This window comes from Flagellimonas halotolerans, from assembly GCF_035818535.1.
GTDB lineage: Bacteria > Bacteroidota > Bacteroidia > Flavobacteriales > Flavobacteriaceae > Flagellimonas > Flagellimonas halotolerans.
The window spans coordinates 501,133-512,214 of the sequence record NZ_JAYKYV010000001.1 but is presented as its reverse complement, the minus strand read 5'-3'; the positions used below and the strand labels follow the sequence as shown (position 1 = coordinate 512,214).

9 protein-coding genes and 1 tRNA gene are annotated in these 11,082 nt (G+C 43.5%); 5 read left to right on the top strand and 5 right to left on the bottom strand.

Going from position 1 to position 11,082, the window contains the following annotated elements; genetic code table 11:
* Positions 1 to 46: 46 nt before the first annotated feature.
* The gene (locus VM932_RS02345) at positions 47 to 757 is read right to left on the bottom strand and encodes a tRNA1(Val) (adenine(37)-N6)-methyltransferase (RefSeq protein ID WP_326276965.1); all 711 of its coding nucleotides are present in this window, start codon (positions 755 to 757) and stop codon (positions 47 to 49) included.
* A gap of 539 nt (positions 758 to 1,296) precedes the next feature.
* On the opposite strand from VM932_RS02345, the gene VM932_RS02340 reads away from it, so the two are divergent.
* Entirely contained in the window at positions 1,297 to 1,536 is a 240-nt protein-coding gene (locus VM932_RS02340; protein ID WP_326276964.1) for a hypothetical protein, read from the top strand.
* Between the two features lie 56 nt (positions 1,537 to 1,592).
* On the opposite strand, the gene rimM is transcribed toward VM932_RS02340, so the two are convergent.
* Together rimM and VM932_RS02330 are read right to left on the bottom strand one after the other, a co-directional pair.
* Entirely contained in the window at positions 1,593 to 2,126 is a 534-nt protein-coding gene (rimM, locus tag VM932_RS02335) for a ribosome maturation factor RimM (protein ID WP_326276963.1), read from the bottom strand.
* A 12-nt stretch (positions 2,127 to 2,138) separates the two neighbouring features.
* A complete protein-coding gene (locus VM932_RS02330) occupies positions 2,139 to 2,717 on the bottom strand; it encodes a 30S ribosomal protein S16 (protein ID WP_326276962.1) in 579 nt (192 codons plus the stop codon).
* 243 nt (positions 2,718 to 2,960) lie between these two features.
* Here VM932_RS02330 and dnaE point away from each other — a divergent pair, with 243 nt between their 5' ends.
* From dnaE to VM932_RS02310, 4 genes are all read left to right on the top strand, one after another.
* Positions 2,961 to 7,346: a DNA polymerase III subunit alpha gene (gene dnaE, locus VM932_RS02325; protein WP_326276961.1), complete on the top strand. Its 4,386-nt coding sequence runs from the start codon at positions 2,961 to 2,963 to the stop codon at positions 7,344 to 7,346.
* A 102-nt stretch (positions 7,347 to 7,448) separates the two neighbouring features.
* Positions 7,449 to 7,766 (top strand): thioredoxin, encoded by a 318-nt coding sequence (gene trxA, locus VM932_RS02320; RefSeq protein WP_275649610.1) that lies wholly within the window; start codon positions 7,449 to 7,451, stop codon positions 7,764 to 7,766.
* A gap of 82 nt (positions 7,767 to 7,848) precedes the next feature.
* Complete coding sequence (locus tag VM932_RS02315) at positions 7,849 to 8,778, top strand: DUF58 domain-containing protein (RefSeq protein WP_326276960.1); 930 nt, start codon at positions 7,849 to 7,851, stop codon at positions 8,776 to 8,778.
* Between the two features lie 125 nt (positions 8,779 to 8,903).
* A tRNA-Asp gene (locus tag VM932_RS02310) sits at positions 8,904 to 8,977 on the top strand.
* Positions 8,978 to 9,296: 319 nt separating this feature from the next.
* Here the strand turns inward: VM932_RS02310 and VM932_RS02305 are convergent.
* Both VM932_RS02305 and VM932_RS02300 read right to left on the bottom strand, forming a co-directional pair.
* Positions 9,297 to 9,794: a GNAT family N-acetyltransferase gene (locus VM932_RS02305; protein WP_326276959.1), complete on the bottom strand. Its 498-nt coding sequence runs from the start codon at positions 9,792 to 9,794 to the stop codon at positions 9,297 to 9,299.
* The gene (locus VM932_RS02300; RefSeq protein WP_326276958.1) at positions 9,779 to 11,044 is read right to left on the bottom strand and encodes a phosphoribosylamine--glycine ligase; all 1,266 of its coding nucleotides are present in this window, start codon (positions 11,042 to 11,044) and stop codon (positions 9,779 to 9,781) included. The genes VM932_RS02305 and VM932_RS02300 overlap by 16 nt, the downstream gene beginning before the upstream one ends.
* Positions 11,045 to 11,082: the final 38 nt, after the last annotated feature.

Below are 11,082 nucleotides of genomic sequence, written 5' to 3'. Positions count from 1 at the left end.
TCAGAATAATTTTACTTGTCAAATATAACATTTAGTCTTTTCATTGTTACATTTTTAAATAAAATGCTTGGGTCAATTCAATGTATTCTTTGGTGTATTGGTGCCGGCTCTCCTCTATTATCAAATTATTGATGTTTGGTTTGACCTCATCAAAGCTAAATTCCATCAAACTCCTTTTAAAATTAGTCTCGGGATTTCCCTTTACCCGAGTGATTCGGTTTGGAAATAATCTTTCTTTTTTAGCAAGACCGGTAAAATAAGACTCCTCTTTAAAGGGAACGATCACCGCAAAAATCCCATCTTCATTCAAAAGTTTTGCTGCTCCCTCAACTAATTCCCCAAAAGGCAGTGAACTGCTTTGTCTTGCTTTGTCCCGCGATTCATTTCCACTGGCCACATCTTCTGAATGGAAAGGCGGATTGGAAATGATCAAGTCGTACTTATCATCCATTTCATCCACAAATTCATCAAAACCTGCATGGTAACAGAACAGTCGGTCTGCCCATGGTGAAGCTTCAAAATTGGTGACACATTGTTCGTAGGCATCATCATCCAGCTCAATGGCATCTATAACCTCTGCTGATGAACGTTGGGCCATTTGCAAGGCAATGAGCCCGGTTCCCGCGCCTATATCCAGAATGGATTCCGGCAGCTTGTCCAGCGATGCCCAAGCGCCCAACAATACCCCATCGGTCCCCACCTTCATGGCGCATTGGTCTTGTTGAATGGCAAATTCTTTGAATTTGAAAGGTTTCATTGAATCAAAGGTAAGGCAAAGCATTGTAAACAATTTACAACCATCAATTGAAATAAGGTATCCATCAGTTCATATAGGCCATCCGTTAATTTGCAGGGTGATAAATCGGATCAATATGGTTATTTCGCTAATAATTTACGGGGAAGAGCCCCAATTAAATCATTACCAAATTATCTAAACTTATGATTATGAAAAAAATCTTTTTTGCACTCCTACTTATGCTAGCCGTGGTTCAAGTACCCCCAAGCGCAAGAACAGGGTAAATTCCGTGTAGGACTAGACTAAGGGTACACTATGCCGGATAGTGGCGGCGGTGTTTTGTTCGCCATTGAACCAAAAATCAACATAGCCGACAATATGAACATAGGTATACGCTTTGAGTCTGCTGCCATGGCGAAGAATGTTGAAGCTGGCCCTGTTTCTGCGGAGGCTAGTTTGACTTCAAGCATGTCATATTCAGGTACCTTTGATTCCTATTTCAATTCGGGAAGCTCCTCTTTTGCTCGATTTGTTGGTGCTGGTATGGGCTATATAGTTCTTTGGGCAACATTGGCTTTGACACGGATGACATTGAAGAAGTTGAAGGCGATGCAGATGTTGAGGTCGATGGTAAATTCGGTGGTCTATTGGGAGCTGGTTTTGAAGCTGGAAAATTTAGATTGACGGCAACCCACAACATTATCGGCAAAACCGACTTGGGTGAAGGTTCCGAAGTCAAAAACTCCTACTTGGACATATCATTAGGTTTTTACCTTGGTGACGGCAAGTGGAAAAAATAATGTTCCGTCTAGTTTTATTGAGTCAATAGGGAGGGAGGCTTTAATTTGCCTCCTTTTTATTTTTTACCTAGATATAAATCCACCAAACCTTCGGGGGTCTTCACAAAAATTGTCTTGTTCTTGCGGTCAACCTTTTTGATTATTTCATCGCTGACAGGAATCAACAATTCCTTGTCTCCTTTTTTTACTTCAAATAAATCTTGTGAAGTACTATCGTTAATGGATTCCACAAGACCAATATCTCCATAAACCTCATCCATTAGGGTAAAACCGATTACCTCATGAAAATAAAACTTGTTGCCTGTTAGTGGAGGCAACATAGTCAGAGGAAGGTATAATTCGGAACCAATAAGCTTATCCGCAGTAGGTTCGTCCTTCACCTCTTCAAAATCGATGCGGAGCAGGTTGGATTTGTGCAATCGACATTTATCAATAAAAAATGGAACCAGATTGTTTCCTAAAGAAACAAGTACTGATTCCATGTTTTCGTAACTATCGGGCTCATCGGTGTCCAGTTTAACCAGCACCTCACCCTTAAAACTATATTTTGAAACGACTTTGCCCAGGTAGAAGCAGTCTTCCTTGCGCATCGTCCTACGTTTCTATTCTTCTTTTTTGGAAGGTTCCTCTGCATCAGGAGCTTCTTCCGCAGGAGCTTCAGCTTCAGCAGTGGCCTCCTCTGTAGCGGCTTCGGCAGTCTCTTCGGCAGCTTCTTCAGTTACTTCCTCTTCTTCCGGCAAAGCAGCGGCAGCTCTCTTGGCGTTCGCTTCCTTCTCAGCTTCCAATGCTTTCGCTCTGGCCTCGGCTTCAGCTTTGGTCAAACCTTCTTTTTTGGCTTGGATTTTTTGCTCTTTCTCTTCCAACCAAGCTTTGAATTTCTCCTCAGCCTGCTCTTCGGTCATTGCGCCTTTGCGAACACCTACCATCAAGTGGTGCTTCATCATCACTCCTTTATAAGAAAGAATTGCTCTAGCTGTGTCGGTTGGCTGTGCACCGTTCTGCAACCATTTTACAGAACCGTCAATATCAAGATTGATTGTGGCTGGATTGGTGTTTGGGTTATAAGTTCCCAACTTCTCCAAATATTTACCATCTCTTTTCGCTCTTACATCTGCAGCGACCACCCAATAGAATGGTTTACCTTTTTTACCGTGTCTCTGAAGTCTAATTTTAACTGGCATATCACATTAATTTGTAGGGTGCCCGACCCTGATTATTAATTCTTTTATTTTAAAATGTCATTTCCGATTTCTCGGAAATCAGTCGCTTATCTGTTAAGCGGGTGCAAATATAATCCAAATCCATTAATCCCCAACACCTTTTTGCCATTTTTATTGGTTGATAACTCCTCACAACTCTTTTTTATCAAACCTTTCTTCTTCCGTATTTTTATTCATTCTTTTTTTGACCAAGACAGATAGCTTATGTACTTGATTTTTGATACGGAAACCACTGGTTTGCCCAAACGTTGGGACGCCCCCATTACCGATACCGATAATTGGCCAAGATGCGTCCAGATAGCATGGCAGTTGCACGATGAGCTCGGTAATTTAATAGAACACCAAGACTTTTTGGTAAAGCCCGAAGGGTTCAACATACCTTACGAATCGGAACAGATACACGGCATCTCCACCGCCTTGGCCGAAGAAAAAGGCGTTCCGTTGAACGAGGTGTTGGAAGCCTTCAACAAGGCTTTGCAACAGACAAAATTTATTGTGGGTCAAAATGTAGGGTTCGACATTAACATTATGGGGTGTGAATTCCACCGTGAAGGCGTGGAAAGTCCAATGATCGAACTCCCAGTACTCGACACCTGTACCGAACATACCGCAGAGCTCTGTAAAATACCCGGGGGACGTGGTGGAAAATTCAAATTGCCTACCCTGACCGAACTGCACGAGTTTTTGTTCGGGGAACCATTTGCCGAAGCACACAACGCAACGGCCGATGTGGAAGCCACCACACGTTGCTTTTTGGAGTTGGTCCGTAAAAAACAATATTCCCACCAAGAACTAGACGTTCAACCCGATTATTTTGAGCGTTTCTCCGAGGCCAACCCGCAAGAGATTGAACTCATCGGGTTAAAGCACATCAACCTAAAGGCCGCATCAAAAGAAATAGCCGATGCACTTTGGGCGGAGGACACAGGAGGTGTTTCGGATGAGGAAATCCAAGAGAATGTAGAGACCTTGGAAGACGAGCCTTTTGTCCACCTGCACAACCACTCCCAATTCTCCGTGCTTCAGTCCACCATCAACATAAAAGATTTGGTGAAGGCAACGGCCGACCATGGCATGCCTGCAGTTGCCCTTACCGACCATGCCAACATGATGGGCGCTTTTCATTTTGTGAAGGAAGTAATGGGACACAACAAAGCGGCCAAGGCCAAAAATGAAGAACTCATAGCCAATGGGGAACAAGCTACCGAAAAAGAAATTACCCCCATTGTAGGTTGTGAATTCTTTGTCTGCGAGGACCACACCAATAAAAACGTAAAGGACTACGGGCATCAAATTGTGCTCTTGGCCAAAAACAAAAAAGGGTACCACAATCTGGCTAAAATGTCATCCATTGCCTATACCGATGGGTTTTACTACGTACCTAGAATCGACAAAAAAGTTGTTGAACAATATAAGGAAGATGTAATCGCCCTTACCGGAAACTTGTACGGTGAAGTCCCCAACAAAATTTTAAATGTTGGTGAAAAACAGGCCGAAGAAGCCCTTTTGTGGTGGAAAGAGCAATTTGGCGACGATTTTTACATCGAAATAATGCGCCACGGCCAAGAAGACGAAGATCGTGTAAATCAAGTTTTGGTACGTATGGCCAAAGACCATAATGTAAAACTCGTCGCCACCAACAACACCTATTATTGCAATAAAACAGATGCCGAGGCACACGATATTTTACTGTGCGTAAAGGATGGGGAAAAACAATCCACCCCCATCGGGCGAGGCAGAGGTTACCGTTACGGCCTTCCCAACCAAGAGTACTATTTTAAGTCTTCGGACGAAATGAAGGAACTCTTCAAAGACCTACCCGATGCCATTTTGAACATCAAGGAAATTGTGGACAAAATTGAGCCCTTCGACCTTGCCAGTGATATTTTGCTCCCCAAATTCAGTATTCCAGAAGAATTTAAAGACCCAGAAGATGAAATCGACGGAGGTAATCGCGGTGAGAATGCCTACCTGAGGCATATCACATATAAAGGAGCCGAAAAACGGTACGGAGAACTTACGGATCAAATCAGGGAACGGATAGATTTTGAGTTGGAAATCATTAAAAACTCAGGCTATCCGGGCTACTTTTTGATTGTAGAAGATTTTATCCGCGAAGCGCGCAATATGGATGTGTCCGTAGGGCCCGGGAGGGGTTCCGCAGCCGGTTCTGTGGTGGCATACTGTTTGACGATCACCAACATCGACCCCTTAAAGTACGATCTGCTTTTTGAGCGGTTCCTGAATCCGGACAGGGTGTCCATGCCCGATATCGATATTGATTTTGATGACGAGGGCCGTAGCCGTGTAATGGACTACGTAATCAATAAATACGGGGCCAACCAAGTGGCGCAAATCATTACGTATGGAACCATGGCGGCCAAATCGTCCATTCGCGATACTGCTCGTGTGTTGGATTTGCCCCTGGGCGACGCCGACCGTATAGCCAAATTGATTCCCAACATGTCCAAGCTCAATAAGATTTTTGGAGTGGACGAAGCCGATTTGAAGAAGAAGTTCCGTTCCGATGACTTGGAGAAGGTGTATGAGCTCCTAAATATTGCAGAAACCGATGATTTGGAAGGGCAAACCCTTAAAATGGCCCGTGTTCTTGAAGGGTCGTTGCGAAACACAGGGATTCATGCCTGTGGAGTAATCATTACTCCGGATGACATTACCAATTTTGTACCTGTATCCGTTGCCAAGGACTCTGACCTTTACGTTACCCAGTTCGACAACTCCGTAGTGGAAAGCGCCGGGCTGTTAAAAATGGATTTCTTGGGATTAAAGACCTTGACCTTGATCAAGGATACGGTAAAAATCGTGAAGGCCAGAACGGGAATAGAATTGGTCCCCGATGATTTTCCGCTGGATGATGAAAAAACATATGAACTCTTCCAACGAGGTGAAACCGTAGGGGTATTCCAGTACGAATCACCCGGGATGCAGAAGCACATGAAAAACCTGAAACCTACGGTTTTTGATGACCTTATTGCCATGAATGCCCTGTACCGCCCAGGCCCAATGGAATACATTCCAAGTTTTATTGCACGAAAGCATGGTGAAGAGGAGATTAGCTACGACCTCCCCGAAATGGAGGAATACCTCCAAGAAACCTACGGGATTACCGTATACCAAGAGCAGGTGATGTTGCTCTCACAAAAACTGGCCGGATTCTCCAAAGGTGATGCGGACGTGCTCCGGAAGGCTATGGGTAAAAAGATATTCGCCCTACTTGAAAAATTAAAGCCCCAGTTCTTGGACGGCGGGGAGAAAAACGGTCACCCACGGGATGTGCTGGAAAAAATCTGGAAGGATTGGGAAGCATTTGCCTCCTATGCCTTCAACAAAAGTCACTCCACCTGTTATGCCTATATCGCCTACCAAACAGCATATTTAAAGGCCCACTACCCTGCCGAATATATGGCCGCCGTGCTGTCCAACAACATGAATGATATTAAGCAGGTTACCTTTTTTATGGAGGAATGTAAACGAATGGGGCTTGAGGTGTTGGGGCCGGACGTGAACGAATCCTACTATAAATTCGCCGTAAACAAGGACAATGCGGTACGTTTTGGCATGGGCGCCATTAAAGGTGTGGGGCGGTCGGCAGTGGAGACCATTGTGGAAAACCGTAAGGAAGAAGGCCCATACAAATCCATATTTGATCTGGCCAAACGGGTTGATTTGCGTGCAGCCAATAAAAAGGCATTCGAAAACCTGGCATTGGCCGGAGGGTTTGATTCCTTCGGTGATACGCATCGTGCCCAGTATTTCCATGATGATGGCGATGGCATTTCTTTCCTGGAGAAGGCCGTCAAGTACGGCTCCAAGTTTCAGGAGAACCAAAATTCATCACAAGTGAGCCTTTTTGGTGAAGCTAGTGAGGTTCAAATTCCCGAACCCATTGTTCCGCCCTGCGAGGAATGGGGCACCATGGAAAAGTTGCGTCGGGAAAAAGAAGTGGTGGGCATCTACATTTCTGGTCACCCCTTGGATGATTTCAAAAAGGAGATCAAGGCATTTTGCAAGAATACGGTATCCGATTTCTCTCGTTTAGAGGAGCATGTGAATCGTGAGTTGACCGTAGCCGGTGTAATTACCGATGTACAACACCGAGTCTCTAAAAACGGTAAAGGTTGGGGGCTCTTCACTTTGGAAGATTACAACGATTCGTACGAATTGCGCATTTTTGGTGAGGAATACCTAAAGTTCCGTCATTTTTTAATGATCAACTCTTTTGTACATGTGCGGGCGTTTGTGCGCGAGGGCTGGGTAAACCGGGACACGGGCAAGAAAGGGGATCCAAGGCTTCAGTTCAACGATTTTAAACAGCTTCAGGACGTGATGGATGCCTTTGCGAAAAAGCTTACCATCAAACTGAACATAGATCGTCTGCAGGAACAACGTATCAAAACCTTGAAAGACACTTTAACATTACATAAAGGGGATCATCCCATAAGTTTTGTAATTTATGAGATGCAGGAGGAAATCAAACTCAAATTATCGAGCCGAAAACAAAAGGTGAAGATAAACAGCGAGTTACTTTCCGAACTGGAAGCAAATGAAATTCACTACAAGCTGAATTAGATCATAATTATTGTCAATGGCGCAATAATTAAAACGAATACGCCGTATGTAAGTTACATGGGCATTATTTGACTAACTTTGCACAATATTAAAATAAATAAGATGGCACTAGAAATAACAGATGCAACTTTTGACGAAGTAGTTTTAAAAAGTGACAAGCCTGTCCTAGTAGATTTTTGGGCAGCATGGTGCGGACCCTGTAGAATGGTAGGTCCGATCATTGAAGAAGTAGGGCAAGAATACGATGGCAAAGCTGTTGTTGGCAAGGTAGATGTTGATGCAAACCAACAGTTTGCCGCTAAATATGGCGTACGCAACATTCCAACCGTTTTAGTTTTTAAAGACGGTGAGGTTGTTAACCGTCAAGTAGGCGTATCTCCTAAAAAAGTATATACAGATGCCATTGATGCAGCTCTGTAATAACAATTAGGGAATTAGATTTTAAAAAAGGTTTGGCACTTGCCAAGCCTTTTTTATTTTATCTTGTCTGCACAAATTAGTTATGGACGTACGATCGGAACTTAGCAAAGCAACCCTTTTCCAAAATTTAGAGCTTTTGGCACACCAAATTGTGGAAGGGTTTATCAGTGGAATCCATAAAAGTCCGTTCCACGGGTTCTCCGCTGAGTTTGCGGAACATAAAATTTATAACCCAGGGCAAAGTACCAGACATATTGATTGGAAACTTTTTGCACGAACAGACCGCTTATACACCAAACGCTTTGAGGACGAGACCAACCTTAGGTGCCACATGATCTTGGACAACTCCAGTTCGATGTACTATCCGGAAGTGAAAGAGTATTCCTTGGACAACCTCAACAAAATTGGTTTTGGGGTGCTTTCCATCGCCGCTTTGATGCAGGTTTTGAAGAAACAACGGGATGCCGTTGGCTTGAGCATCTATTCGGACACCTACGATTTCCACGCTTCGGAAAAGAACAGTGAACGCCATTTTCAAATGCTGTATTCCAAATTGAACGAAGTGGCCACGCATAAAACAAACACAAAAGAGACCAAAACCTACACGTTTCTACATCAAATAGCGGAGAAAATACACCGAAGAAGCTTGATTTTTTTGTTTACGGATATGTTCCAAACGGAGACCGAAGAGGAAAAACTTTTTGAAGCGCTTCGGCACCTTAAATACAACAAACACGCCGTGGTTCTTTTTCATTTATTAGATCAAGCCCACGAGCTCAACTTTGATTTTGACAATGCCCCCAAACGTTTTGTTGATGTGGAAACGGGCGAGCAAATAGATTTGTATGCCGATTCCATAAAAAAGGCATATTCGGAAAAAGTGTTGCAATACCAGAAAAGCCTCAAACTAAAATGTGCACAATACCAAATAAAATATGTGGGCGTGGATGTTAGATCAGGGTTCTCCCAAGTATTGAATTCCTTTATGATTGAGCGGCAAAAATTTGTTTGACCATTTTTTTAAAAAAATGTTTTGCCGAATCCGAAATGAGAGTGTATATTTGCACTCGCTTTAAAAAAGCAATGAACAAGATTTGAATCTGACTGTTGTCGGAGTCTTACAAAGATAAAATCATTGGTCTGGTAGTTCAGTTGGTTAGAATACCTGCCTGTCACGCAGGGGGTCGCGGGTTCGAGTCCCGTCCAGACCGCTTAAATCCTTGATAATCTATTGATTGTCAAGGATTTTTTATTTACACCCTTTGACTCTCCCCTTTCTTTAAAGAAAAAGGAGCTGAAATCGACCTATAGGGTCATTGGAAGGGATTTTGCAAAGGTGAACATAGGTCTTATCATAAGTATTTTGATGGCCTATATAATAAAATCCCTTGAGACATGATTGATATGCCCCTATCCAGAACGATGGTTGGACATAAAATCCTGTTCTTTGGCTTATGCTGTACCAGAAGTAGGTTCTTGGAATTATGGCTGCTACAAACATGAAAAAAAATCCCGCTAAGATGCTTTTGGCTAACCTCCAAAATACTTCGATGGTTCGGACTTCAAGAGTTCTTCATACCGTTTACCTTGGACAAGAGTACTCGTCCATTTGAACCCATTTTTTTCATAAAATTCAATTAGACCCGGTTCTTCAACCGTGAGCCAAAAACCTTTGTCGCTATATAAAGCCTTCATACATCTCAACCAAGTGCTTCCTATAAACTGTCCTCTGTACTTCGGTACCACAAATAGGAAACCAATATATAAATAACCTCTTTCCACTAAAGGTTCCACTTCCTTTTCAAAAATTTCCATCTCTGGTGGAAGGCCCTTGAATACCATTCCTCCCCCCAAAATATGATCCTGTTCCGTGATAGCAAACAACTCCATATGACCTGTGGTATTCTCCAGATAAATGTGAAAATCCCACCGCCATTCTTCAGGCATAGCTGCCAAGAACTGATCTGGGGGTCTTTCCCACTTTAAAAATTGTCTCCCATTTTGGTCAAAATCTATAATAGTCCCCATGACCACAGTTTATCCGAATCTTCCAACCATCGGTCACCGATGTCAGTTCGGTAATATCCATTGTTGACAATGACATTTTGGATACGGTTGTACATATTCCTCTGTGCATCCCGCATGGTAATCCCGGTACCGGTCACCAAGACCGCTATTCCAGTATTTCCAGTAATAAGCCATTGTTCGTTCACTTTTTTCACATGCATTGGATGTACTCCCTCTTTTTGGTCTTTCTTAAATACTATCACGGCGTCTTTGGAAAAAAGCTCAAACGTCTTTTTATCATCGTAAGGAAATGGGGGCACAACAATATATGCCCCAACCTGGAACCCTTTTCTTACCTGGATCTGGGTTTTGGTTCCATCCGCGACCCCCATAAGTAGTGTACCAATGGGATCCAAAAGACCCGCCCGTTGGATGAACACTTGGGGGTATCCAAACCTTGAAGTAAACTCCAAGGGATATAGTCCATTGCCATTGACAATACAGTTCAGGTCGATATGTCCATGGAACCCCTGTTCCGCCAAAGTACTTTCGAAAGGTTTCAATGTCCTCCGGAACAACGGAGAGTCATTTGTCCAGAACATACTGGTGCCCATTTCCCCTGTTGAAACCCCCAGCTCCCCGGGAAACAGTTTCTTGTGCTCAAATGTAATGTTCACAGGCTGTAAAAACTGTTTTCCATTAAAGTAGGCACCTATGGAAACCTCAACGCCCTTCACCTTATGTTGTAACTGAAACGTACCAAAGCGGTCGCCCCATGATTTCTCATAGGCATACAACATCCGGATCACATCCTGCCCACGGTCATCGTTGCCCACGAACAACAGCTGTTTAAGCTCCTGTGTGTTTCCGGACGGTTTGAGCACATAGGCATTTGGGTTGGCTTCAATAAAGCCAATGGCATCTGAGAACGAGTCAAAATCTTTGGATGCCAAAGTCTTTATTTTGTGCCTTCGAAGTTCTGCCTGACCAAAATTACGGTCCAATTCGAGACGATCCGTGTATGGGGAACCTCCAAAGACCAATTTTCCTGTGGACCTTACATCCTCGCATGCTGTACCATACCCCGTATAGTCGAACACAATGTAATCGGCCCACTTGATGTGCTTTTTCCAATCAAAGGCTTTGGGCACAAAACCATACCCGATCTCACGCGACGATTTATCCTCTATGAACAGTTTGACATGATGTCCCTCATTCTTTACGGCAAGGGCAACATCCAAAATCTCGCCCCAGCGTGAAACAAACAACATCCTTTTTCCTTTTTGCTCCTGCTTTTTTGGCTTCCCCA